The organism is Arthrobacter sp. SAFR-044 (genome assembly GCF_051965175.1).
Lineage (GTDB): Bacteria > Actinomycetota > Actinomycetes > Actinomycetales > Micrococcaceae > Arthrobacter.
Window position 1 is genome coordinate 179614 of the sequence record NZ_JBQCMK010000008.1, and the last position, 24660, is coordinate 204273.

Below are 24660 nucleotides of genomic sequence, written 5' to 3' on the forward strand. Positions count from 1 at the left end.
TGTTGCTCGAGGCCGCGCCGCGGCGTGGGGACACGCATCAAGGAGGATGTATGGACATCAAAGGCAGCGTCGCACTGGTGACAGGCGGCGCGTCCGGGCTGGGAGCAGCCACAGCGCAGCGATTGTTCGACGGCGGCGCCTCAGTAATGCTCGTTGACCTCCCTTCCTCGAACGGCCAGGCTCTGGCGGACGAACTCAACGGCCGCGCCGACGCCGGCCAGTCCGCCGTCTTCGCACCTGCGGACGTGACCAGCGAGGCTGACGTGAGGGCCGCCGTCGGGACCGCCGCGGGGCTGGGCCCGCTGCGGATCGTGGTGAACTGCGCGGGAATCGCCACCCCCGGCAAGGTCCTGGGACGCGACGGCGTGCTGCCCCTGGAAACCTTCAGCAGGGTCATCCAGGTCAACCTGATCGGGACCTTCAATGTCCTGCGGCTGGCGGCCGAAGCCATGGTGGCCACCGACCCCGCCACCACTGAGCTGGGCGGCCCGGAACGCGGCGTCATCATCAACACGGCCTCCGTCGCGGCCTTCGACGGGCAGATCGGCCAGCCCGCCTATTCCGCCTCCAAGGGCGCGGTGGCAGCCATGACGCTGCCCCTCGCGCGCGAGCTGGCGCGCTCGCTGGTCCGGGTGGTCACCATCGCGCCGGGCATCTTCGAGACCCCCATGATGGCCGGCCTGCCGCAGGAGGCCCAGGACTCGCTGGGCGCCCAGGTTCCGCACCCGTCCCGGCTGGGCAAGCCCGCGGAATACGCCAACCTGGTGGCGCACATCGTGGACAACGCGATGCTGAACGGCGAAACCATCCGCCTGGACGGCGCCATCCGGATGGGACCGAAATGAGCGCGCCGGACTCCCCGCAGCTGCCGGCAGCCGACTTTTTCGCCGTCGAAGCGATGCTGGGCCAGGCTGAACGGAACAAGCTGGCCGAACTGAGGGATTTCCTGGCCGCCGAGGTGGCACCCTACGCCGGGGACTGGTGGAACAAGGCCGAGTTCCCTGCGCACATCCTGCCGAAGCTGGCCGCACTCGAACTCAGTACGCCCGTGCACCGCGGCTACAGCCACCTGTTCGCAGGGCTGGTCATCGCGGAGATAACCCGGGTGGACACCTCCCTGGCCACGTTCTTCCTGGTCCACCACGATCTCTTTGTCGAGTCACTGCACACCTTCGGCACCGACGACCAGAAGCAGCGGCTGCTGGCCGACGCCTCGGAGCTTCGTACCACCGGCGCCTTCGCCCTCACCGAACCCCTGCACGGCTCCGACGTTGCGGGCGGCCTGGAGACCAAGGCACGGCGGATCTCGTCCACCACAGGAGAAGCGGACGACGACGGCGACACCTGGCTGCTGAACGGCGCTAAGCGGTGGATCGGCAACGGGACGTTCTGCGACTACATGCTGGTGTGGGCCCGGGACGAGGCGGACGGCTCGGTGCGCGGCTTCATTGTGGACGCCACGCTGCCGGGGGTCAGCCGGAGCAGGATCGAAAACAAGATCGCCCTGCGCACGGTCCAGAACGCGAACATCGAGTTCCAGGATGTGCGGGTGCCGGAAGCGGACCGTTTTGCCGGGATCAGCAGCTTCGAAGACACCAAGGAACTGCTCCGCAGCTCCCGGATCATGGTGGCCTGGCAGGCGGTGGGCCAGCAGCTGGCGGCGTTCGACGTTGCGCGTCAGTACGCTGTGGAACGCCAGCAGTTCGGCCGGCCGCTGGCCCATTTCCAGCTGATCCAGCAGCAGCTGGTGACCATGCTGGGCAACGCCGTGGCCAGCATGTCCATGATGGCCGGGATCGCCAGGCTGCAGGAGCAGGGCACCGCCGGCATGCCGCAGGTGGCGCTTGCCAAGTCCTACCTCAGTGCGCGCATGCGGGAGACCGTGGCGATGGGCCGCTCCATCCTGGGCGGAAACGGGATCGTCACCGACTACCGGATGGCCAAGATCTTCGCGGACGCGGAGGCCATCTACACGTACGAGGGCTCGTTCGAGGTCAATACCCTGATCGTGGGCCGGGCCATCACCGGAATCTCAGCCATTTCCTAAGCCGGATATGGTTCTTTCTCGCCGGCCTCCACCCGGATATCGAGGCTGTTGTTCTTCACCGGCATGGGGCACGTGCCGTAGGGGGTGAAGGCGCTGGGGTAGTTGATGGCCCGGTTGAAGTCCAGCACCACGGAGCCGTCAGGCCGGGGCCTGGGGAGTGAGAGCTTCCGCCACTCATCGGTGGTGCCGCCGTTGGTTTCGTCATGGAACGTGACGGTCAGGGCGCCGAGTTTCTCTTCCTCCGCCTGGAGCCGGAATTCGTGGCTGCTGCCGGGGAGGCGGAACACCACCTCGCCTACGCTGCGGTGCACGCCGTCAACCAACGGGTTCGCGGTGCCGATCGGCACATCCACCGGTGTCGGGTACGGTTCAAACCGGCCCGCCACTTCCCAGTCCGGGTTGTAGGGGTAGGTGGGGACGCCGTCGAATTCCGTGAAGACCGGTGAGGCGTTGTCCCGGGTGCGGATGGCGTACCGCCCGCCGCGCATGGCCAGCTCCACCACCACCTGGTGCCCGTCGGAGCCGCCGAACTGCACCCACATCAGCGAATCCTCGTCCGCCAGGACGGCTGATACGGTGCCGTCCACCTTTTCCCCCGTCCCCACCAGCGTGAGTCCGTCCGACGGGACTGCGGTGAGGAACGCCGTCGTGCCCGTGGCGTCGGTGGACCACAACCCAGGGGCAAGGTCGACGGCGGTGGGTGCGTCTTCGAGCCACTGGAAGGAGGTCAGGGTGAGCCAGCCGTGGGGCGTTGCCAGTGCCTTGTTGCGGTTGGCGCGGAAGCGCTGCCAGCGTTCCACCTTTGCGGCGGGGGTGGTGGCGGCTGGGATGCTGGTCATGGTTCCTTCCGGTTGCGTCTGCCCCCGCTACAACCGCCGGCCGGGCATGTTCATTCCGGCACTGGTTCTTCTGCCGGGGTTGAATAGGCGGGTGGACATCCTTGCCGGAGTGAATCGGGAGTGGCTGGCCGCCCTCACCTGGCTGGCGGCGGCGCTTGCCGGCGTGGGCGTGCTGGTGTGGCGGCGCCGTCGGGCGGACCTCGCAGCGCTTACCGCCGTCGTCGTCTTCATGGCAGCCAACGCGGGAGCCGGCATTTATGTCCTGAACCACTTGGCCGACGGCCGCTGGGGCGGGGATGCGCAGGCAAAGCTTGCCCCGCCCACGCTCTCTGGAACGCCAGTGGTGGGCCAATTCCTGCAGCCCCTCGACGGCGCCTTGGCAGGCATGGCCGGCGGCGTCAACGACTTCATCGATTTCCGCGCGGCGCTGCCCGTGGCAATGGACTTCTTTGCGGCCGCCGGCTGGGCCCTGGCCCTTTTGGTGCCGCTGGTGCTCGCCGCCGCCGTTGTCCAAGGCCGGAAGGCCCGCCGTCGCAATGCGGAGGCTGCTGCCATGTGTGGTGAGGTGGAAAAACTACGGGCTGAACTCGACGCCGTCAAACGGCATGTGGGATACCGCGACATGTTGTGAGACGGATTCCACAGAGGCGCGGCACCGGGGGTAGCATCTTTAGCTAGTAACGTGGCTCACAGTATCCAGCGCAGTGTACGAGCCAAGTCCGAATCCCTCGAAAGATTGTTTCAATGGCTCACACTGCAACACCTCCCGAGACCGACCTTGCCTCCGAACTGCGCGCTGATGTCCGGCGCGTGTCCACCCTGCTGGGCGAATCGCTGGTCCGCCAGCACGGACCGGAACTCCTGGACCTCGTGGAGCAGGTACGGCTCCTGACCAAGGAATCCAAGGAAGCGGCGCGCGGCGGTGCCCACGCCACCGGGCCCTGGAGCGCGCACGACGTCGTCGCCCAGGTCCGGGAACTCCTCGGCTCCCTGCCCATCGAGCAGGCAACCGACCTGGTGCGTGCCTTTGCCTTCTACTTCCACCTGGCCAACGCCGCCGAACAGGTGCACCGCGTCCGCGGGCTCCGGACCCGGGCCGAAAAGGACGGCTGGCTGGCCAAGACCGTGGCGGACATCGCCGCGCAGGCCGGCCCGGACGTGCTGCAGGAAGTGGTCAACGGGCTGGACGTGCGTCCCATCTTCACCGCCCACCCCACCGAGGCGTCCCGCCGCTCCGTCCTGGACAAGATCCGGAAGCTTTCCGATGTCCTGTCCCAGTCCACTGCCGAGGGGTCCACCGGCAGGCGCCGGCAGGACCGGCAGCTGGCCGAGATCATCGACCAGATGTGGCAGACCGACGAGCTGCGCCAAGTGCGGCCCACCCCCGTGGACGAGGCCCGGAACGCCATCTACTACCTGGGCGGCATCCTCACCGACGCGATGCCCGAAATGCTGTCCGAACTCTCCGAGCTGCTGGGCGAGCACGGCGTCACCCTGGCCTCCAAGGACGCTCCCATCCGGTTCGGCTCCTGGATCGGCGGCGACCGTGACGGCAACCCGAATGTCACCGCCGCGGTGACCCGCGAGATCCTGCAGATCCAGAACCAGAGCGCCATCCGGATCAGCATCGGCATGATCGACGAACTGATTTCCATCCTGTCCAACTCCACGGCCCTGGCAGGGGCGGACCAGCCGCTCCTGGACTCCATCGACGAGGACCTGAAGAAGCTGCCCGGCCTGGACAAGCGGGTCCTGGAGCTGAACGCCCAGGAGCCCTACCGGCTCAAGCTCACCTGCATCAAGGCCAAGCTCATCAACACGGGCAAGCGGGTGGCCGCCAACTCGAACCACGAGCATGGCCGCGACTACAGCGGAACCGACGAGCTCATGGCGGACCTGAACCTGCTGGAGCTCTCGCTCCGCAACCACTCCGCGGCCCTGGCGGCGGACGGCTCCCTGGCCCGCGTCCGCCGCGCCATCGCCTCCTTCGGCCTTCACCTGGCCACCCTGGACATCCGCGAACACGCTGACCACCACCATGACGCCGTTGGCCAGCTGATGGACCGGATCGGCGGCCCCGGCCTGCGCTACGCCGAGCTGAGCCGTGAGGAGCGCTTCGAGGTGCTCGGCTCCGAGCTGGCGTCCCGCCGCCCGCTGTCCGGCCACCCGATCAAGCTCGACGGCGCCGCCGACGGCACTTACGACGTCTTCCGCGAGATCCGCCGGGCCCTGCGCATGTACGGCCCGGACGTCATCGAGACCTACATCATCTCCATGACCCGCGGCGCCGACGACGTCCTGGCCGCGGCCGTCCTGGCGCGCGAAGCCGGCCTGGTGAACCTCTTTGGCGACAAGCCCTACGCGAAGCTGGGGTTCGCGCCGCTGCTGGAGACGGTGGAGGAACTCCGGGCCTCGGCCGAGATCATCGACCAGCTGCTCTCCGACCCCTCCTACCGCGAGCTGGTGCGCCTTCGCGGTGACATCCAGGAAGTGATGCTGGGCTACTCGGACTCCAACAAGGAATCCGGCGTGATGACCAGCCAGTGGGAGATCCACAAGACCCAGCGCAAGCTGCGCGACGTCGCCGCCAAGCACGGGGTGCGGGTCCGCCTGTTCCATGGCCGCGGTGGGTCCGTGGGCCGCGGCGGCGGGCCGACCTACGACGCCATCCTGGCCCAGCCCCACGGTGTCCTGGAAGGCGAAATCAAGTTCACCGAACAGGGTGAGGTCATCTCGGACAAGTACTCCCTGCCCGAGCTGGCACGCGAAAACCTCGAGCTGTCCCTGGCCGCCGTGCTGCAGGGGTCCGCCCTGCACCGGGACCCGCGGACCTCCGAGGACCAGCGCGAGCGCTACGGGCACGTCATGGAAGCCATTTCGGACGCGGCCTTTGACCGGTACCGGACGCTGATCGACCACCCGGACCTGCCTGCCTACTTCATGGCCTCCACCCCGGTGGAGCAGCTGGGCTCCCTCAACATCGGTTCCCGCCCGTCCAAGCGGCCGGACTCCGGCGCCGGGCTGGGCGGCCTGCGTGCCATCCCGTGGGTGTTCGGCTGGACCCAGTCACGGCAGATCGTGCCCGGCTGGTTTGGCGTGGGCTCCGGGCTCAAGGCGGCACGCGAGGCCGGACACTCCGCGCAGTTGGTGGAAATGATGGACCACTGGCACTTCTTCCGCTCGGTGCTGTCCAACGTGGAAATGACGCTCGCCAAGACCGACATGGACATCGCCGGCTACTACGTGGCCACCCTGGTTCCGGAGGAGCTGCACCACCTGTTCCGGACCATCCGCGAGGAGTACGAGCTCACCGTTGCCGAGGTCCAGAAGCTCACCGGCGAAAACCTGCTCCTGGACGCGCAGCCCACGCTGAAGCGCTCCCTGGAAATCCGCGACCAGTACCTGGACCCCATCAGCTACCTCCAGGTGGAACTCCTCCGCCGTATCCGCACGGAAGGCGAAATCAGCGGGGCCGAAATCGACGAACGCCTCCAGCGGGCCATGCTCATCACCGTCAACGGGGTGGCAGCCGGCCTCCGCAACACCGGGTAGAAACGCCCGCTCACTTTTGGCGGCTTTCCCCGAAACCCCCGCTCACTCTCCTGAAGAGAGTGAGCGGGGGTTTCGGTTTTGCACGCCGGATGTGAGCAGGCGTTTGGATAGGGTTGGGAGTATGCCTTCCTTCCAGACCCGCCTCAAGATCACCGGGCTCCGGCCGGGGAATCCACCGGAAGCCGTCATGGACGCGGCCGTGGAGGCGCTGGGCACCCGCCACCACGTGGAGGCGCACCAGCTGCAGATCGCCGGGGGAGTGCCGCAGCTGAACCTGCGCTTCCTCGTGGAGGCGAGGGAGTACAGCGGTGAGAACCGCCAGGCGGTGGAATCGGCAGCCATGATGCGCGACGCCGTCGAACGCGTTGCGCTGACGGGCCCGCTCAGCGTGTTGCGGCGTAGCCGCGGCAGGTGGCTGCCCGTCTAGCCTGCGTCGGGGAGGGGCTCGTCCTCCACCGGCGAGCGGTTGCCGCGGCGGCGCGTGACGAGGATGCCCACCACGGCGCCGATCACCAGGCCGAGCGCCACGCCGATGAGGGAGCTGGCCCAGAACGGCAGCTTGGTGGTTGATCCGGTGAAGTAGCCCAGGCCCACCAGCCAGCATGCCCACAGCACGGCGCCCAGGCCCGCGCACAGGCTGAAGCCGCGGACGGAAACGTTGGCCACGCCAGAGGCCGCCGAGGTGGCAAGCCGGCCGCCGGGAATGAACCTGGCGCCGATGATGGTGCCGTACGTTGAGGAACGGCCGGCCTTGGCCAGTGCCGCATGGATGCCGCTGTGGATGCGCCGGCCCCACTTCCACCGGTCCAGGACATGGCTCAGCCGCCGCCGGAAGAGGTGGAACACCAACATGTCGCCCAGCCACGACGCCACGGCCGCGAGCACCAGCACCAGGAACACGTTGGCCCGGCCGTCCGCGGACAGGGCGCCCCCGGTAATCACCAGCATCTCGGACGGGATGGGTGGAAAAATGGCATCGCCAATCACCACGGGGACGACCCAGAAGTAGAGGGCCGTCCCCCAGCTGTCAACGCTGCCGAAGTCCATTGCCACAAGGTACCGCACTTGGGAAACTGGCGGCATGCGGATCTCGGTTCTGCAGGGAGACATTACGCAGCGGCGGGTGGACGTGCTGGTGAACGCCGCCAACTCGTCGCTGCTCGGTGGCGGGGGAGTGGACGGGGCGCTGCACCGGGCAGCCGGGCCGGAACTGCTCGCGGCATGCAGGGAGCTGCGCGCCACAGGACTGCCGCACGGCCTCCAGACGGGCGCTGCGGTGGCAACACCCGCGTTCCGGCTGCCGGCCCGCTGGGTGATCCACACGGTGGGCCCCAACCGCCATGCCGGGCAGACCAACCGCGTGCTCCTGGTGTCCTGCTTCAGTGAAAGCCTTCGGCTGGCTGACACTTTGGGTGCCCGGGAGCTGGCCTTTCCGGCCGTGGGCGCGGGGGCCTACGGGTGGAGCGCCGTGGCCGTGGCGGAGGCAGCGCTGGACGCGGTGACGGGTTACCAGGCCTCACATCCAGCAAGCGGGCTGGAGCTGGTGGAATTCGTGCTGCGCACCGCGGAGGTGGAGGCGGTGTTCAGGGACGTGCTCGGGCCGCTTCGGTGAGTTCCAGCCTGCTGCGGTATTCCACAGGCGAGCCGGAGATTGGATCAACGAATTTGATGCCGCGCGCCAGGAGCTGGAGCGGCTTGGCGTAATCGTCGGGGGCCTTGTCCAGCAGGTCCGGGTAGAACGCGTCGTTCACGATCCCCAGTCCCAACGAGGCCATGTGGACCCGAAGCTGGTGGGTCTTGCCGGTGTGCGGCTCGAGCCGGTACCTGGCCAGGCGCTGTCCTGTCCGAATGGCGGCTGTGCCAGTGGCGCCCGTACCGCCGGCACCGGTGCCCGCGGCACCCGCCGACGGGCCGGCGTCGAACGTTTCCATCCTCTCAATCCTGGTTTCCGCGTTCGGCTCGCCGTCGATGACCTCCGCCAGCAGGTAGCTGCGGGACTTGGTCATTCGGTTGCGGACCACCACGGGAAAGTCGACGGCGGGGTGCCCCGGGGCAGGCTCGGCGGCGGACACACACTCGTACTCCTTCTGCACCTGCCGCTTCTCGAAGAGCACCTGGTACTTGCCCCGCGTTTGCGGGTTGGTGGAAAAGAGCAGGACACCAGCGGTCATGCGGTCCAGCCGGTGCATTGGGATGAGGTCCGGCAGGTCGAGCTGGTTCCTCAGGCGGACCAGGGCGGACTCCTGGATGTAAGTGCCGCCCGGGGTGGTGGGCAGGAAGTGCGGCTTGTCCACCACCAGCAGGTGGTGGTCCTGGTGCAGGATGCTGATCTCCACCGGAAGCCGCGTTTCCGGCGGCAGGGTGCGGTAGTACCAGATGAAGGTGTGGTCTTCGAGCTTGGTGTGCCGGCTCAAAGGGATGCCGCCCTCGCCAACAATCTCGCCGGCGTCGAACCTGTCCTCGATGCCTTGGGGGTCGATGTGGCCCCAGCGGTGCATCATGTAGTCCATTGCGGTCTCCCAGGGACCCTCCTCCGGAAGGCGCAGGCGCGTGGCGTTGACGCCGTCGCGCACGGGGAGGGGGGATTGCATCACCGGCCCATTCTACCGGCGCTGCTTTGGCCGGTCTGGCCAGCAGCATCCACCCCCTCCGAACACAAAAAAGTTCTTGACAAAAAAAGTTGTCGGTTGGCACACTTGAGGCATGCAGGACATCGCCGTCATCGAGGACCCGGCAGCCGCCGAAGCATCCTTGGATCCCATCCGTACCCGGATCCTGCGCGAGCTGGTCCAGCCGGCCTCGGCCACGCAGCTGGCGGTGCGGATCGGCCTGCCCCGGCAGAAAGTGAACTACCACCTCAAGGCACTGGAGCGGCACGGCCTGGTGGAACTCGTGGAGGAGCGGCGCAAAGGCAATGTAACCGAACGGGTCCTGCAGGCCACCGCCGCCTCCTACCTCATCTCACCCTCAGCGCTCGCCGCCGTGTCCCCGGACCCGGTCCGGTTCGCCGACCGTTTCTCGGCGTTTTGGCTCCTGGCGCTCGCCGGGCGGATGGTGCAGGAAGTGGGAAAGCTCATCGCCGGTGCCGCCGCTGCCAGGCAGAAGCTGGCCACGTTCGCGATCGACGGCGACATTACCTTCCGCACGGCGGCGGACAGGGCGGCATTCGCCGAGGAACTCGGCATCGAGGTCACACGGCTGGTGGACAAGTACCACGACGGCGGCGGGCCGCCCCGGGGCCGGCGGCACCGGCTCGTGGTGGCGCTGCACCCCGCCCTGAAAGAGGCCAGTGCCGTCAAAGCAACCAAACAATCCATAGAAGGCAAGGAGCAGGACAAATGAGCGAGAAACGGGACTTCGAAATCGTCCAGGACACCGAACTGCCCGGCACTCCCGGGCGGGTGTGGGAAGCCGTCACCAACGGAACGCCGGCCTGGATGTTCCCCACGGACCAATGGCCGGCAGTCAGGACCGTGGAGGAGTACCCCCACCACCTGGTGTCGCGGATGGACGGGCCGGACGGTTGGTTCAACCAGCTGGAGCACGTGCTGGAGCCGCTCGACGGCGGCCGTGCCACGCTCCACTACGTCCACAGCGGCATTTTCGCGGACAACTGGGACCAGCAGTACGACGGCGCCAGCCGCCACACCGAGTTCTACCTGCACACGCTGGGCCAGTACCTGCGGTATTTCGATGGCCGTCCCGTGGTGTTCACCGATGTCCAGGCCCCTGCGGCGTCCCAGGCAGCGGACGGCTTCACCCGGCTCCGGGATGCGCTGGGCGCCGGTTCCGTGGAGCAGGGCGCCTTGGTTGATGTGGAGCTCGACGGCGTGGGGCGCCTGGCGGGTGAAGTGGACTTCTCGAATGAGCACTTCCTGGGCATCCGCACCCCGGACGTGATGTACCGGTTCTTCGGCCGCAATGCATGGGGCGCTCCCGTTGGCATGACGGTGCACGATTTCAGCGGCGCTGGTGACACGGAGACCACGGCCAAGGCCTGGGGAGCCTTCCTGGAGCGCGTGTACGGGTAGCTCCCGCTTCCCGTTCCGGCGATTCCAGCGCTTCCAGTAGCGGTTGGTCAGGCTATGGCGACGGCGGGAGCCTGGGTCAGTGAGCGCCGCAGCTGGGGTGCGGCGTCCAGCCGGTCCTGGGCCGCCCGCAGCGCCAGGACTGCCGTCTCGAGCTTGTCCGGCGGGAGGGTGAAGGGCAGCCGCAGGTTGCGTTCAAAGGCGCCGCCGATGCCGAACCGGGGCCCGGCCGCCAGCCTGATGCCGTAGTCCGGGGCCAGGACGGTCAGGGCCGTGCTGATGGGGGCGGGCAGCCGGCACCATAGGGAGAGGCCGCCGGCGGGCGGCGTCACCTGCCAGGTGGGAAGGTGCTCCGCGAGGAGGCCGAGCAGTGTGGACCTGTTGCGGCGCAGCGTCTGCAGCAATGCGGGCAGGGGCTCCTCCAGCGCCCGTACCAGGTGTGCTGCCGCGAGCTGTTCCATGACGGGTCCGCCCAGGTCCAGGGTGGTGCGGGCGGCGGCAAACCGCTGGATCATGGACTCCGAGGCGCGGATCCAGCCGGTGCGCAGCCCTCCCCAGTGGGACTTGCTCAGTGACCCGATGGACACCACGGTGCTGCCGAAACCGGCCAGGGGAGTGGTGGCAATGCCGTCGAGGTTGAGGTGGCGGAGGGTTTCGTCCGCCACCAGCACGGTTCCGGCCGCGGCGGCCGCGCGGGCCAGCCGTCGGCGCTGGGCATCGGGCATGATCATGCCGGTGGGGTTGTGGAAATCCGGGACCAGGTAGGCGAGTTTTGGCTGTTGCTGGACCATGGCGGCTTCCATTGCGGGCAGGTCCCAGCCGGATTCGGCGAAGGCTACCGGGACCGGGCGGCACTTGGCGGAACGGATGGCATCGAGCGCGTGGGGATAGCTGGGGTGCTCCACCAGGATCCGGTCCTGCCGGTCTGCCAGGGTGCGGATGATGATGGTCAGGGCGTGCTGGGCGCCCGAGGTCACCATGATCTGGCCCGGCTGCGTTGGTACCCCGGCAGCTGAATAGCGGTCCGCAACCGCCTGCCGCAGCGGCAGCAGTCCCAGGGCGTCGTAGCCAAAGCCCGGCAGCAGCGCGGGCAGCTCCGTCAGTGCTGCGGCGAAAGCCCGGTGCACCACTTCGCCACTGGCGGGCAGCGCCGAATAAGCCAGGTCCACCAGTCCTCCGGGCGCGGTCAGTCCGGGTGCTGCCAGGGGACCGGCGGAAGGCGGTTGCGGACCGAACAGCGCCGGGCCAAAGGGGGTCAGCTCGGGAATGCGGGTCTTGCCGCGGCTGCCCTGGCCGCTGCTCAGGAAGCCCTGGTCCCGGAGGCTGGCGTAGGCGGCGGTGACGGTGGTCCGGCTGACTGCCAGGGTTGAGCAGAGTGAACGCTCGCTGGGCAGCGCGGTATCGAGCGGGATCCGGCCATCGAGGATGAGCAGCCGCACTACGTCAGCCAATTCGCGGTAAGCCGGCCCGGTTCCGCTGTTCCACGGGCCAAGGAGGCGGGACAAAGCGAGGGCAGAAAGGGCAGCAGCCATGTAGCCAGTATCTCAGACTGGATGTGGAATTGAATGCCAGTTTGCTGCGAGCATGGATCCATGATGACCCGCAGACTCGTCCAGCTCTTAATCGGCCTTGCCATGTACGGCATCTCCCTGGCCATATTCATCCGGGCAGGCCTGGGGCTGGACCCGTGGGACGTGTTCCACCAGGGACTGGCCAACCGGAGTGGACTGAGCATCGGGGTGGTGGTGATCGCCGTGAGTTTCCTGGTGCTGCTGCTGTGGATCCCGCTGCGCCAGATGCCCGGCTTTGGAACGCTCTGCAACGCCGTTCTGGTGGGCGTATTCGCGGACATCGGGCTGGCAGTGATCCCGCCGGTGACCCACCTGGCCGGCCAGATCGGCCTCCTCGCCGGGGCGGTGCTGATGAACGCGGTTGCCTCGGCCTGCTACATCGGCGCAGGCTTTGGGCCCGGTGCGCGCGACGGGCTGATGACGGGTTTGGCCCGGCGAACAGGATGGACCGTCCGGTTCTCCCGCACCCTCATCGAGATCACCGTGCTGGCGGCCGGCTGGCTTCTCGGCGGATCGGTCGGCGTGGGCACCGTGGTCTACGCCTTGGCGATCGGTCCCTTGGTGCACGTCCTGCTGCCGCGGTTCATAGTCGTGGCCAAGGACCACGCAACCGCCAAGGAATCCAGCACCGCGAACTGCTGACGTCGCCCGGGCAGCAGGTCAGGCGGGAGGGGGCTGGCATTTCGGGCAGAAGTAGATGTCCCGCTCCTCTTCGCCGTTCGGCTTGCCCAGGAGGCCACGCTGGATGGGTGTACCGCATTTCAGGCAGGGCCGCCGTTCGCCCCCGTACACCCAGTAGCCGGGCCTGCCGGCCATCCTGCCCACAGGCAGGCCCCGGGGGTTGAGGATGGTGACGCGGCGCCCCGGGCCCAGGTTGACCTCCAGGAGCTGCTTGGCGTCGGTGATCATGGTCCGCACGTCCTCGACGTCTGAGACCGGAGTGGCGGGGTGGACTCCCGACAGGAAGCAGGCTTCGCAGCGGTAGATGTTTCCGATCCCCGCGAGATTCCGCTGGTCCAGGAGCGCCACACCGATGGGAACCTCAGGGCGTGACCGGACGCGGCGTTCAGCCTCGTCCAGGTCCCAGTCGGGGCCCAGCAGGTCCGGGCCGAGGAACCCAACGAGGGAGTCCTCGTCGGCGGTGGCCACCACCTCAACGATTCCAAGGGAGAAGCCGACGGCGTCAGCCACGGCCGTGCGCAAAACGCACCGGGCGGTGAAACCCGGCTTGCGCCACCTCCCGCCGGGCGGATAGACCTGCCAGGCTCCTTCCATCTTCAGGTGCGAGTGGATGGTCAGCCTTTTGGCGTCCGGGCTGACCACCCGCATCAGCAGGTGCTTGCCCCTGGGGATCACCTCGTCGACGGTCCAGCCGGACAGGTTCAGCGTGGCGAACCGGGGCACGCGGAAATCCGAGGCAATCAGTGTCTGTCCCGCCAGGGCTTCATGCAGTTGGCGGGCGGCCCGCCAGACGGAATCGCCCTCAGGCACGGATCCTCAATCCCTTCGGTGTGGAGTAGGCGCCGGCGGCGCTAAGGGCGACGGCGACCGGGGTATCCAGGATGCCCTGGCCGTTCACCTTCTCCATGATCAGCTTGTCCACTGCTCCCCGGGTCACCACACCCACCAGCGCCGCACCTGCCGCCGCCAGGACGGCGTCGTCTTCGCTGAAGGCCAGCAGGGTCTTGCCGCCGCGCTCCACGTAGAGAACGAGTGCACCGTCCACCAGCACAACCAGGGCTCCGGCTTTCCGGCCCGGCCGGTGGCCGGTACCGGCGTCATCCTGCAATGCCGGCCAAGGGAGGGCCGCGCCGTAGGGGTTGGCGGGATCGGTGGCGGCGAGGGCCAGGGCTACTGGTTCGGCCTTGGCCAGCTGGGTGTCCTCCGAGTAGGAGCGGAGCCGGTCCACCGTAGCCGGCACGGCGAACTGGGCGGCACCAAGGTGCTCGATAAAGTAGCCGCGGCGGCAGCGGCCGGCTTCCTCCAGCCGGGCCAGCACCTTGTACATGAGCCCGAAACCGCCCAGGATCTGCTCAGCCATTACAGAGCCCCTGGTGACCACGCCGTAGCGGTCCAGCAGCAGTTCCGCGGTGGCGCGGGCATGGATGGTGGCATCGAGTTCAGGCTCGGGCAGGGCAGACCAGCGGCCCGCGGCAGTGGGCGGGGTGGAAGCCCCCTGCGACCCGTATCTGCCACCCGACAGTCCGGGGGATCCCATGAGGCCAGTGCCATGGGAACGGCCCAGGCGGCTGAGCCGCGGTGCCCTGGAACGGGGGGCGCGGGCCACTTGGCGGTGGGCTGTGTGGCCACCGGCAATCAGGGCCCGGACAGGGGCGAACGTGTCCCCGGTGATCCTGCCGGCCCAGGCGAGGTCCCAGAGTGCACCCACCACCTCCTGGTCACTGAGGACGGCATCCATGCCCCCGGCCACCTCGGTCAGCTGGCGGAAGAAATACCCGCCGCCGTTGTTCCGCAGGTGGTCCAGGAGCCGGTGGCCGGCGTCCCCCGGCTCAAACTCGGCTGATGGGTTGAGCGTCAGTTCCACCGAGTCCGCCAGATGAAGGCTGATCCAGCCGTCATTCCCCGGCAGCGCCCCGGCCCCGGACCAAAGCACTTCACCGGCCGCCATCAGTTCATCCAGCATCGCGGGCTGATAGTTGGACACCCGCGTAGCCAGCACCAGGGGTTCCCATGCCGAGGCGGGAACGGGAACCCCGGAGAGCTGGTCAATCGCGGTAATGATGCCGTCCAGTCCCCGCAGCGAGGGCTGGCCGCGGCCGCCGCCCGGGGTCCTGACATGCTGCCATGCGGGCAGGAAGCGTCCGTAGGCGGCAGCGTCCACCGGCTCCACTTCCGCGCGCAGGGCGGCCAGCGAACGACGGCGGAGCTTGCGCAGGACTTCGGCATCGCACCATTCGCTGGCGATGGTGTGCGTGGTGCCGGCGGGGGAACCGGCAGCAGGGGCCGGCAGTTCGTCCGTTGGCTGTGTTCCGGCCGCGAGGCCGGACTCCTGGGCGGATTCCTGGGCGGATTCCTGCGTGGATTTCAGGGCTGTGCCGTCGTGCATTGGGGCGGGCTCGGGCTGTGCGGCCCCGGGCGGGGTCGCGTGCGGCCTGAATTCGCCTTCCACCACGCGGCCGTCCGCCGCCAGGCGTTTCAGCGCGGTGCCCACCACGGCCGCGCCCAGGCCCAGCCGGGCCGCGGCCTCCGCGGCGGTGAAGGGGCCATGGGTGCGGGCGTACCGGGAGACGAGGTCGCCCAGGGGATCGGCAACCGGCTCAATGAAGGCCAGCGGAACACCCATCGGCAGTGGCACGCCGATGGCATCGCGGAGGCGGGCTGCGTCCTCCACCGCAGCGTAGCGTTCCACGCCGCCGATGTTGACCTTGATGGCACGGTTGGCCCGCTGCAGCGCCAGGAGGTGGGCGGCGGCTTCCGCCGCAGTGGCGGAGGGGGTTTCGGCGCGTGCAGTGTCCACGGGCTCAACCACCGGTTCGCCGGACTCATTGACCGCGGTTTCGCCGGGCTCATCCACCGGGGTTTCGGCAGGTTCCAGCCGCCAAGCGGCCTCTTCCGGATCCAGGGGCCCCAACAGCCGCAGCAGGTCCGCCATGCCTTCCATTCCGCGTGCACGGCGGTCCGGGGCCAGGCGCTGGAGCTCGCGCTCGGTGGCGTCGATGACCTTGGCGTCCAGGAGTTCGCGCAGCTCCACCCGGCCCAGCAGCTCATTGAGGAGCGTGGAGTCCAAGGCCAGGGCGGCGGCGCGCCGTTCCGCGAGAGGGGAATCGCCCTCGTAGAGGAACTGGGCCACATAGCCAAAGAGAAGGGACTTGGCGAAGGGTGAGGGCTGTTGCGTGGTGGTCTGCACGATCCGCAGTTCCCGCCGCTCCACCGACGCGGCGATGTCCTTCAACGCCGGCAGGTCGTAGACATCCTGCAAGCACTCGCGCACAGTCTCCAGCACGATGGGAAAGGTGGGGTATTTCCGGGCCACATCGAGCAGCTGGGCGGACCGCTGGCGCTGTTGCCACAATGGCTGGCGTTTCCCGGGGGTCTGCCGCGGCAGCAGGAGCGCACGGGCCGCGCATTCCCGGAACCGCGAGGCGAACAGGGCGCTGCCACCCACCTCGGCGGTGACGATCTGCTCCAGTTCCTCGGGATCGAAGAGGAACAGCTCGGCGCCCGGCGGCTCGTCCTCCATCATGGGCACCCGCAGCACAATGCCGTCGTCGGCCGCCATGGCCGAGCCGTCCAGGCCATAGCGTTGGTGGAGCCGCTGCCCCACGGCCAGGGCCCACGGCGCGTGTACCGGCATGCCGAACGGGCTGTGCAGGATGACACGCCAGTCGCCCAGTTCGTCGTGGAACCGCTCCACCACCAGCGTGGTGTCGCTGGGGACCACTTCGGTGGCCTGCTTTTGTTCGGTGAGGTACTGGATGAGGTTGTTCGCGGCGAAGTCGTCCAGGCCGCTGGCCTTGCAGCGTTCGGTGGCAGGGCCGGCATCGGACGCGGACAGTTCGCGGACAAACGCGCCCAGCGCGCGGCCCAGGTCCACCGGCCGGCCCAGGGAATCGCCCTTCCAGAACGGCAGCTTGCCGGGCTGCCCGAACGCGGGGGAGACCAGGACCCGGTCGTGCGTGATGTCCTCGATTTTCCAGCTGGTGGCGCCCAGGGCAAAGACGTCGCCCACCCGGGACTCGTAGACCATTTCCTCGTCCAGCTCGCCCACGCGGCGGCCGCCCTTGGGAGCCCGCGCCGGTTTGCCGTCCTCGGAGGGGGAAGCGGACCCCTCCTGTTCAGTGCCGATGATGTAGACACCGAACAGGCCACGGTCAGGAATGGTGCCGCCGGACGTGACGGCCAGGCGCTGTGCTCCCGGACGGCCCTCAATGGTGCCGGCATTTCGGTCCCAGATGATCCTTGGCCGGAGCTCGGCGAATTCGTCGGACGGATACCGCCCCGCCAGCAGGTCCAGGGTGGCCTCGAACGCCGACCGGGGCAGGGAAGCGAAAGGTGCCGAGCGCCGGACGGTGCTGAACCATTCCTCGACGTCGATGCTGCCCAGGGCCGTGGCAGCCACGGTCTGCTGGGCCAGGATGTCCAACGGGTTGGCAGGGATGCTGAGCCGCTCGATCTTGCCGTCCAGCATTCGCTCGACCGTGATGGCGGTGTGGACCAGGTCAGCCCGGTGCTTGGGGAAGAGGACGCCCTGGGAAATTTCGCCCACCTGGTGCCCTGCGCGGCCCACCCGCTGCAGGCCGCTGGCCACCGACGGCGGCGACTCCACCTGCACCACCAGGTCCACGGCACCCATGTCAATGCCGAGCTCCAGCGATGACGTGGCCACCACGCACCGCAGCCGCCCGGACTTGAGGTCGTCTTCGATCAACGCGCGCTGGTCCTTTGATACGGAACCGTGGTGGGCGCGGGCCAGCACCGGGTCCGCCCCGGCAGAGCTGCCGGCCTGGGCCATCATGTGTGCGGGCGTGGCGGTTGACGCTGGAACGCCCGACGCCGGTCCCCCCACAGTGCCCGGCCCGGCCGCCTGCCCTTCCAGACCAGGATCGTCCCAGCCGCCACCCACCGCCATCAGCTGGCGCTCGGCGTAGATCTCGTTGAGCCGGGCCGTAAGGCGCTCGGCGAGGCGCCGGGAGTTGGCGAAGACGATGGTGGACTGGTTGGCCAGCACCAGGTCAACGATCTTTTCCTCCACATGCGGCCAGATGGACGCCTGCGGCTGCAGCCCGGATGCCGGGCCGGAGTCGAACGCCCCGGCTGCGCCCTGCAGGTCCGACATGTCCTCCACCGGCACGGATACCGTCAGGTCCCAGTTCTTCCTGGCCGGCGGCGCGACGATCTCCACGGTCGCCGAGCCCGCAAGGAACTGGGCCACGAGTTCCTTGGGCTCCACGGTGGCGGAAAGCCCGATGCGCTGTGCGGGTTTGGGCAGCAGGGCGTCCAGCCGCTCCAGGGATACGGCAAGGTGTGCACCGCGCTTGGTGCCGGCCACGGCGTGGACCTCATCGATGATGATGGTGTCCACCTCGGCCAGGGTCTCCCTGGCCTTGGAGGTGAGCATGAGGAACAGCGACTCGGGTGTGGTGATGAGGATATCCGGCGGGTTGCTCAGCAGCCCGCGGCGCTCGGCTGCGGGAGTATCCCCGGACCGGACTCCCACCGTGATCAGCGGCGCGGGAAGTCCAAGCCGCTTGGCGGTCTGGGTGATGCCGATCAGCGGGGAGCGCAGGTTCCGTTCCACGTCCACGCCCAAGGCCTTCAGGGGCGAAATGTAGAGGACGCGGGTCTTGCGCTTGGGTGCCCGTTGGCGTTTGCCCTTGGCCGGCGCCTCTGCAGCGGCAGGCTCAGGGGTGTGGGACGCCGAGACCAGGAGCCGGTCCAGCGCCCAGAGGAAGGCCGCGAGGGTCTTTCCCGAACCGGTGGGGGCCACCACCAGCGCATGTGAGCCGGAGGAGATGGCGTTCCAGGCCCCGGCCTGTGCAGGTGTCGGTTCCAAGAACGCGCCCAGGAACCAGTCCCGGGTAGGCCGGCTGAACTGGCCCATCGGCGCAGCCGTAACAGAGGCGCCACCGCCGGCAGGACGCTGTTCCTGGTTCATGCCTCCATCATGCCCCAAGGCACCGACACCCAACTCCGTGACGGCTACAGGCTCCGCCCCCAGCAGAACCCCGCCGCCTCCAGCCCACACCGCTTATTGGTATGCCACACATGATGCGGTGCCGCTTACACAGTCCGGGCCTCCGGCAGGTCCGTGGTGGCAGGGCCCTCAAGCAGCTTGCCCTCGTTCGTGAAGCGCGAGCCGTGCAGGGGACAGTCCCACGTCTGTTCGTTGTCGTTCCAGTGCAGGATGCCGCCCAAATGGGTGCAGACCGCCGACAGCCTGCACGTGTTTCCGCCAACAGTGGACACGGCCACGGGCCGGTTGCCATGGCGGTAGACCTTGCCCTGGCCTTCAGCGGGGGCGGCGGCGGATGCAGCACCCGCGGGGACAGGTGCTGTGGTGGCAGTCTCCTCGGAAGCGGGCATGGCAGGCCGGTCCTTGCCCCGCTTCAGGCCGTCGAACCTGCGTCCCTCGGCAGTCACCTTCCCCCAGTCCGAGGCCAGCCTGGCTGCCACCCCGGCGTTCAGGGCGACGGCGGAGAACGCCCCGGCCGGTGACGTGACGCGGTGGTGGATGGTGTCTGCCCAGGGCACCTGCCCGCCGAGGATGTCCGCCGATATGCCCAGTGCAGCGGCGACGGCGTTGGTCATGCCCCATTTGTTGTAGCCGGTGCCGAAGTAGATCTGGCCCTTGCCCCGGGGGAGCTTGCCGAAGAACGGCATGAGGTTGGTGGGCATGTAGTCCTGCGCGGACCATGTGTGGGTGGTGGCGGCGCCGGGGTAATGCTTTCCTGCCCAGTCCAGCAGGCCGGTGAGGTGGGCCTTCTCAGAGTCCGTCCTGCCCACCTGGTGGCCGTGCCCGCCCACGAGCAGCAGGTTCTTCCCGTCCACTTCGTAGTCGCGCAGGGAATGGGTGGGCTGTTCGACGGAAATGTACATGCCCGGCGGCGGCGCCTGGTCCTCCTGCAGTTCCAGTGCTGCTGCGTAGGAACGGCTCGGCTTCAGCTTGGCGAAATACAGGCCGCGGTCCAGGACCGGGATGCCGGTGGCCAGCACTACCCTGTCCGCCCGGACGCTGCCCCGGTCGGTCCGGACAGCAGAGGGTGTGTCGCCGGTCACGTCCCGGAGCCGCACACCGCTGACGACGTGTCCGCCCCGGCTGCGGATGTCCGCCATCAGCGCATCAAGGACGTCCATCGGGTTGATCTGGGCCTGGTCTCGCAACCGGACCGCGCCGTGGACAGGAAACGGCAAGCCGGCGTCGCGCACGTAGTCCACGTCCAGCCCTGCAGTTCCCGCGGCGCTGATCTCTTCCCGCAGCTTCTCGGTTCCTTGGGCGGACGCAGCGTACGTGTAGGCGGTGCGGCGCTGGAAGGGCACTTTTTGTTCCTCCAGGTAGCGCAGCAGCCAGGCCTGTCCCTCCCGGTTACCGTCCACGTAGGCCTGCACCTGTTTCTGCGAATACTGGCGGGCGAGCTGGGACAGGAACGTTCCCTGCAGCAGGCTGACCTTGGCGGTGGTGTTGCCCGTGGTGACGGCCCCCGGGTAACGGGCCTCCAGCACCAGCACGCTTTGCCCTGACCTTGCCAGCAGCAGGGCGGTGACCAGTCCGGTAAGCCCCGCACCCGCCACCACGGTGTCGTATTTGGAGTCCGGCTCGAACGGATCAGAGACAAAAGGATCCCTGCGGTCCAGCCAAATCGACGTCATGCCAGTCCAACCTGCCTTCGGTCCAATGCCCTCACAAGCCGTTTTTGTGATGGGTCCGTTATGCGCTCCTGCTACCCGCGGCGTATTTGCTAAGTATACTTACGATGTCGGGGTTTAAGTCTATGGTCGGCAGTATTGGTCACGCATCGCCCGGCAGCCAGAACGCACAACGACACAAGCAGGAGATGTCATGACAACCATGAATTCCGGCGGTCGCACCGTGGGCCGGACCAATATCCAAAAAGCCACCCTTGCCATGGGCGTGGTATTCCTCCTGGTGGGGGTCCTGGGGTTCATCCCGGGCATCACCTCCAACTATGAATCCTTGGGGTTCGCCGGACACGGATCCGGAGCCCTTCTCCTGGGTATCTTCCAGGTTTCGATCCTCCACAACATCGTCCACCTGCTGTTCGGCATCGCGGGCATCGCCATGGCGCGCACCGCCGCTGCCTCGCGGAACTATCTGGTGGTGGGCGGAGCCATCTACCTGGTGCTCTGGCTCTACGGCCTGCTCATCGGCCAGGACAGCGCCGCCAACTTTGTCCCGGTCAACACTGCGGACAACTGGCTGCACTTCATCCTGGGCGTGGCCATGATCGGGCTGGGCGTGGCTCTTTCCCGCGGCACCGCCCGTGCCGGCCGCACCACCACAGCAACGCGGTAGGCACTGAAAGGGCCGCGTCGGAGCGGAAGCGTCCGACGCCGGCCCAACAGCAGAAAGGCGGCCCGGCCTATCAGCCGGGCCGCCTTTCTGTCATTCCAGGGGCATTCATAAGTGGCCTGGCGGTCAGGCGGGCTGGAATGCTCCGATGCTGAGCAGTGTGATTTCCGGGTTGCTGCAGGCTGTGGTGGGCTGCGGGATGAACAGTGAGTCTGTGTCCTCCGGCGGGTAGATCCGGTAACCCGCGGCGTCCACGGCCGCGCAGTCCTGGTAGTTGCGGGCCTGCGTGTAGCGGAGGACGGCGGTGCCGGTCTGGCCGGGGGCAAGGAGGACGTCCACGACGCCGGCCGAATCATCCCGTGTTGCCGGGGCGCCGATTGGGGCGCCGGTGGCGTCTGCCACCAGGGAGACACCGGGATAGCCGCGGAGGATGCAGGGGTCGGAGCCCTTGTTGGTGAGGTTGAGCTTCATGTAGACACTGCCTGCCGCGCCGCCACCGGAGGCATCGGTGGCGGCGGTGAGCCCCGCGGCCTTGCATAGGCCGGGTTCGCCTGCCGGAGTAGTGCCGGGGGCGGGTGAGGCCGGTGTGGCGGTGGCGGGCGACGAAGACGCCGGAGGCGGCGTGGACGCCGATGCCGTGGGGGACTGGCTGGCCTGCCCGGTGGCGGGCGACGTCGTCGTCTGGGACTGCGGCTGGCTTGGACCACACGCGGTGAGCAGCAGCGCTGCCGCTGCGGCCGCCGTCGTCATGGCAAACCCCTGGGAAATTTTCTGAGACCTCATGGCACCACCTTCGCGGTAGCCGTTGCCCGCGTCAACGATGCCACATGCAGTAGGCACAATTTGATGCCCGGATCGTGATGATCCGGGCATCAAATTGCGTCCTTACTCGTTGCCGGCCGGCCCGGGGCCGGCCACGTCACCGGCCTCTGCGCGGCGTGCGCTCTTGCTTCGGAGCAGGGCGGCGCCGCCCAGGACCAGCCCGCCCACGCCGGCGGCGAGTCCGGTCCAGCTCCGGGCCTCGGCACCGCTGTCGGTCACAGCCGCGGCCTGGCTGGTCCCGTGGGCTGCGCCAGCTGCCCCGTGGGCGTCTCCGCCGGCCGCTGCGGTGAGGGTGATCGAGGGCGCGGGCGCCTTCAGGTCGTGCGGGTCCTGGCCGTCGGCGGTGATCTGTGACCAGTCCGTCTGGCCGCTTTCGCAGGTCTGCAGCGTGGGGAAGTGCAGGGTTGCGCCCGCACTGTCCGGCAGATGGACGGACAGGACCAGGGCGTCGCGGAGTTCGGGGCTCAGCGGCGTCTTGGCTGTATAGACAATCTGGCTGGTCCGCTTTGTGATCGACGTACCGTCCGGGAGCTTGCGGGGCTCGGCGAACTGTTCGGTTACCTTCTCCGCGGTCCAGTTGGGATTGACCGTGGGCTGGGCATCGTTCAGCTCCTGCGGCAGCGTGATGGCCACTTTGGTGGTGGGGGACGTATCGCAGCCGTGGGGGATTCCGAACGTTAGCAGCGCGTAGGAGCCGGCGTCGGTCTTGTCCGGCGTCACCCCGACGTGGGCTGAAGCGCCGGCCGCTGCGGCGAGAAGCAGGACGGCTGAGCCGGCGGCGGCTGCGGAGGCGGTCAGGGTACGGCGAAGCAATGGGGTTGTCATGGGTTGCCTTTCGGGCGCACGCCCCTGTCGAGGCGCGCAAAAGTCTGGTCCCCGGCGCCGGGAAAGCCGGTGCCGGGCTTTAAAGGGGGAGCACGACGGCGGAAGGCGGGCCGCGCCGGCTGTCTTGGCGGAGGTTGCGCCAGGGGGCGCGCCGCAAGGGGGCGTGTTTGAACAGTCCGTCCAGGCGGACGGCAGGCAGCGGTGCGACGGGGCGGGGAAGGCCGGCGAAGGGCCGCAGCCAGCCGGCCAGTGCCCACAGGGCGGTTTCGCCTTTGGCGAGCAGCAGTGCGCAGCCCATCGTCGCTGCCGCATGCGCCCCGAGCATCAGGGGCGCCAGGCCGGGGTCGGCCGGGCTCAGGTGTTCGGTCAAAGGAGCAAAACCGTGCAGCGCAAGCAGGCTGTCGCTGTGCAGGTGGGCCGGCGCTGCCCTGGCTGCCACCCCTGGAAAGGGGGTGGAGAAGGCAGTGAGGAGCTCGTGCAGGGCCAGCTGTCCGCCGCCCAGGAGCGCGGCGATGGCGGGGAAGGAGAGCCGGAGCCGGGTGGCGACGGTGCTGACAAGCGCGGTCAGTGCCAGTACGGCAAGGAGGATGACGGGGGCCGGCAGTTGGCCTCCACCGGCTACGTGGGCGCCGGCGGCCAGGGCCAGGGTGCCTGCCGCCAGGGCAGACGCGCGGAGGAGGTGGAAGGGCGTCCGCGGAAGGGAACCATGCACGGCTGCTCCTCCTGCTGTCAGCCGGCACTGCACATTGCAGGCCGGATCCCCTTGCTGGTCCGGAACAAAAGCTCCGGCCTTCCAGATTCTACCGGCATAAGCAAGGGGGCCGGGGCCTGTGACGGCGTTGAGGGGCGGCGTTAGACTGCCAGCGTACGTGTTGGCGATCGAAGGAGAAGTTCATGGACTACACCGGAAGCCAGTCGGAGAAGGTCATTCACGCCGGTGAACTGGGCCGCAGCCACATCGGGCAGACAATCAGCTTCCAGCCGAACGAGTTCACCGTCGTCTTCGGGAAGCTCGCAGGGATTGCACGGACGGAAGCCATGGTCTACCTGTCGCTGACGGGAGTGGGAAACGGCACCCACCTGAAGGATGAATACGATTTGCCCGTGACCCATGATGTCTACGTGCCGGTGGACGTCATTTCCAACGCGGAGTCCACCATCAAGGACCTGTTCGGGAAGGTCCAGGAGAACCTCCGCGGTGGCGGCCACAAGGGCGGCGAGGACCGGACGGACCGGCTGTAGCCTGATGAAGAGTGTGAAAGGGAAGGCCGGCACATTTGTGCCGGCCTTCCCTTTCATGAGCTGGTCTCGGTGAATCTGCTGCGTGCAGGGGCGGTTCCATTCCCGGCCATGCACGCCAATGTCAGGCGGCCGGGATCCGGAGGACTTCTGCCGCCGCCCGCAGGTAAGGCGCGGGGTCGGCGTCGGTTCCGGCAGCCCATTCCAGCCACGCCTGGAAGGTGGCGGCGATGAAGGCGGCGCACACGTACCCCGCTGTTCTTTGCGGCACACCGGCTGCCGAGAGGTAGGCCAGGGCCTCCCGGCGCTGCGCCCCCAGCGCCTCATGGCTGTGGCTGAGCAGTTCCGGGAGCTCTGCAATGAGCCGGAGGCGCGCCCGCGCCAGCCCTGGATCAGGCAGAGCGGCCGCCCCGGCAGCCACCGCATCGGCGAGGCCGCTGATAGGCGGGCGGGGCCGGGCTGGACTGCCGGCGCCGGTGTCCCCCGTGCCGGTGTCCAGGGCGCGCAAAGATGCCTGGAGGGCCGGTTCCATGCCGCCCCACACCAGGTCCGCCTTGGTAGCGAAGTAGCGGTAGAGGCTCTTCCTCCCGATTCCCGCTGCCTGGGCGATGTCCGCCATGGAGGTGTTGCCGTATCCATTGCGGGCAAACAGGTCCATGGCCATGCGTGCCACTGAGTCGGCATCGATCGTCGCCGGCCTGCCCGCCGCGCGCGTGGTTTCCCCGTCCACTGCTGTGCCTCCATCCAT

General features: G+C 68.3%; 22 protein-coding genes. 11 read left to right on the forward strand and 11 right to left on the reverse strand.

Annotated features, from left to right (window positions below; translation table 11 throughout):
* Window positions 1–50 precede the first annotated feature (50 nt).
* Window positions 51–845 carry a 3-hydroxyacyl-CoA dehydrogenase gene (locus tag ACTHQS_RS14095; RefSeq protein ID WP_440169994.1) on the forward strand — a complete coding sequence of 265 codons (795 nt, stop codon included), beginning with the start codon at window positions 51–53 and terminating at the stop codon, window positions 843–845.
* Window positions 842–2047 (forward strand): acyl-CoA dehydrogenase family protein, encoded by a 1206-nt coding sequence (locus ACTHQS_RS14100; RefSeq protein ID WP_440169996.1) that lies wholly within the window; start codon window positions 842–844, stop codon window positions 2045–2047. The genes ACTHQS_RS14095 and ACTHQS_RS14100 overlap by 4 nt, the downstream gene beginning before the upstream one ends.
* Here ACTHQS_RS14100 and ACTHQS_RS14105 read toward each other — a convergent pair.
* Window positions 2044–2886 carry a DUF1684 domain-containing protein gene (locus ACTHQS_RS14105; protein ID WP_440169999.1) on the reverse strand — a complete coding sequence of 281 codons (843 nt, stop codon included), beginning with the start codon at window positions 2884–2886 and terminating at the stop codon, window positions 2044–2046. The two genes, ACTHQS_RS14100 and ACTHQS_RS14105, sit on opposite strands and share 4 nt — an antisense overlap.
* On the opposite strand from ACTHQS_RS14105, the gene ACTHQS_RS14110 reads away from it, so the two are divergent.
* From ACTHQS_RS14110 to ACTHQS_RS14120, 3 genes are all read left to right on the forward strand, one after another.
* Window positions 2885–3517, forward strand: a complete 633-nt coding sequence (locus ACTHQS_RS14110) for a hypothetical protein (RefSeq protein WP_440170001.1) — start codon at window positions 2885–2887, stop codon at window positions 3515–3517. The two genes, ACTHQS_RS14105 and ACTHQS_RS14110, sit on opposite strands and share 2 nt — an antisense overlap.
* Before the next feature lie 113 nt (window positions 3518–3630).
* Window positions 3631–6438, forward strand: a complete 2808-nt coding sequence (gene ppc, locus ACTHQS_RS14115; RefSeq protein ID WP_440170003.1) for a phosphoenolpyruvate carboxylase — start codon at window positions 3631–3633, stop codon at window positions 6436–6438.
* Between the two features lie 121 nt (window positions 6439–6559).
* Window positions 6560–6865: a hypothetical protein gene (locus ACTHQS_RS14120; RefSeq protein WP_440170006.1), complete on the forward strand. Its 306-nt coding sequence runs from the start codon at window positions 6560–6562 to the stop codon at window positions 6863–6865.
* On the opposite strand, the gene ACTHQS_RS14125 is transcribed toward ACTHQS_RS14120, so the two are convergent.
* Window positions 6862–7485 (reverse strand): DedA family protein, encoded by a 624-nt coding sequence (locus tag ACTHQS_RS14125; RefSeq protein ID WP_440170008.1) that lies wholly within the window; start codon window positions 7483–7485, stop codon window positions 6862–6864. The genes ACTHQS_RS14120 and ACTHQS_RS14125 overlap by 4 nt on opposite strands.
* 34 nt (window positions 7486–7519) lie before the next feature.
* Between ACTHQS_RS14125 and ACTHQS_RS14130 the strand changes: the two genes are divergently transcribed.
* Window positions 7520–8050 carry an O-acetyl-ADP-ribose deacetylase gene (locus ACTHQS_RS14130; RefSeq protein ID WP_440170010.1) on the forward strand — a complete coding sequence of 177 codons (531 nt, stop codon included), beginning with the start codon at window positions 7520–7522 and terminating at the stop codon, window positions 8048–8050.
* Here the strand turns inward: ACTHQS_RS14130 and ACTHQS_RS14135 are convergent.
* Entirely contained in the window at window positions 8022–9029 is a 1008-nt protein-coding gene (locus tag ACTHQS_RS14135) for an RluA family pseudouridine synthase (RefSeq protein WP_440170140.1), read from the reverse strand. The two genes, ACTHQS_RS14130 and ACTHQS_RS14135, sit on opposite strands and share 29 nt — an antisense overlap.
* A gap of 112 nt (window positions 9030–9141) precedes the next feature.
* Here ACTHQS_RS14135 and ACTHQS_RS14140 point away from each other — a divergent pair, with 112 nt between their 5' ends.
* Window positions 9142–9780, forward strand: coding sequence for a helix-turn-helix domain-containing protein (locus ACTHQS_RS14140; protein WP_440170013.1), 639 nt, complete (start codon window positions 9142–9144; stop codon window positions 9778–9780).
* On the forward strand, window positions 9777–10469 hold the full coding sequence (locus tag ACTHQS_RS14145) for an SRPBCC domain-containing protein (protein ID WP_440170015.1): 693 nt from the start codon (window positions 9777–9779) through the stop codon (window positions 10467–10469). Before ACTHQS_RS14140 ends, ACTHQS_RS14145 begins: the two co-directional genes overlap by 4 nt.
* 47 nt (window positions 10470–10516) lie before the next feature.
* Here ACTHQS_RS14145 and yczR read toward each other — a convergent pair whose 3' ends face one another.
* The gene (gene yczR, locus ACTHQS_RS14150) at window positions 10517–11998 is read right to left on the reverse strand and encodes a MocR-like transcription factor YczR (protein WP_440170018.1); all 1482 of its coding nucleotides are present in this window, start codon (window positions 11996–11998) and stop codon (window positions 10517–10519) included.
* Window positions 11999–12058: 60 nt separating this feature from the next.
* Here yczR and yczE point away from each other — a divergent pair, with 60 nt between their 5' ends.
* Window positions 12059–12679: a membrane protein YczE gene (gene yczE / locus ACTHQS_RS14155; RefSeq protein WP_440170020.1), complete on the forward strand. Its 621-nt coding sequence runs from the start codon at window positions 12059–12061 to the stop codon at window positions 12677–12679.
* A gap of 18 nt (window positions 12680–12697) precedes the next feature.
* Here the strand turns inward: yczE and ACTHQS_RS14160 are convergent, their stop codons facing one another.
* The 3 genes from ACTHQS_RS14160 to ACTHQS_RS14170 form a co-directional block, all read right to left on the reverse strand.
* Window positions 12698–13528, reverse strand: a complete 831-nt coding sequence (locus tag ACTHQS_RS14160; protein WP_440170022.1) for an Fpg/Nei family DNA glycosylase — start codon at window positions 13526–13528, stop codon at window positions 12698–12700.
* On the reverse strand, window positions 13521–18653 hold the full coding sequence (locus ACTHQS_RS14165; protein ID WP_440170025.1) for a DNA glycosylase AlkZ-like family protein: 5133 nt from the start codon (window positions 18651–18653) through the stop codon (window positions 13521–13523). Before ACTHQS_RS14165 ends, ACTHQS_RS14160 begins: the two co-directional genes overlap by 8 nt.
* A 125-nt stretch (window positions 18654–18778) precedes the next feature.
* Entirely contained in the window at window positions 18779–20365 is a 1587-nt protein-coding gene (locus tag ACTHQS_RS14170; protein ID WP_440170028.1) for an FAD-dependent oxidoreductase, read from the reverse strand.
* 190 nt (window positions 20366–20555) lie between these two features.
* Between ACTHQS_RS14170 and ACTHQS_RS14175 the strand changes: the two genes are divergently transcribed.
* Window positions 20556–21029 (forward strand): DUF4383 domain-containing protein, encoded by a 474-nt coding sequence (locus tag ACTHQS_RS14175; protein WP_440170030.1) that lies wholly within the window; start codon window positions 20556–20558, stop codon window positions 21027–21029.
* Window positions 21030–21152: 123 nt separating this feature from the next.
* Here the strand turns inward: ACTHQS_RS14175 and ACTHQS_RS14180 are convergent, their stop codons facing one another.
* The 3 genes from ACTHQS_RS14180 to ACTHQS_RS14190 form a co-directional block, all read right to left on the reverse strand.
* Window positions 21153–21809 carry a DUF4232 domain-containing protein gene (locus tag ACTHQS_RS14180; protein WP_440170032.1) on the reverse strand — a complete coding sequence of 219 codons (657 nt, stop codon included), beginning with the start codon at window positions 21807–21809 and terminating at the stop codon, window positions 21153–21155.
* Between the two features lie 102 nt (window positions 21810–21911).
* Window positions 21912–22673, reverse strand: a complete 762-nt coding sequence (locus ACTHQS_RS14185) for a YcnI family copper-binding membrane protein (protein ID WP_440170035.1) — start codon at window positions 22671–22673, stop codon at window positions 21912–21914.
* Between the two features lie 79 nt (window positions 22674–22752).
* Window positions 22753–23385 carry a hypothetical protein gene (locus tag ACTHQS_RS14190; RefSeq protein WP_440170037.1) on the reverse strand — a complete coding sequence of 211 codons (633 nt, stop codon included), beginning with the start codon at window positions 23383–23385 and terminating at the stop codon, window positions 22753–22755.
* A gap of 182 nt (window positions 23386–23567) precedes the next feature.
* Between ACTHQS_RS14190 and ACTHQS_RS14195 the strand changes: the two genes are divergently transcribed.
* Window positions 23568–23915 (forward strand): hypothetical protein, encoded by a 348-nt coding sequence (locus ACTHQS_RS14195; protein WP_440170040.1) that lies wholly within the window; start codon window positions 23568–23570, stop codon window positions 23913–23915.
* 121 nt (window positions 23916–24036) lie between these two features.
* Here the strand turns inward: ACTHQS_RS14195 and ACTHQS_RS14200 are convergent, their stop codons facing one another.
* Window positions 24037–24660, reverse strand: a complete 624-nt coding sequence (locus tag ACTHQS_RS14200; protein ID WP_440170042.1) for a TetR family transcriptional regulator — start codon at window positions 24658–24660, stop codon at window positions 24037–24039.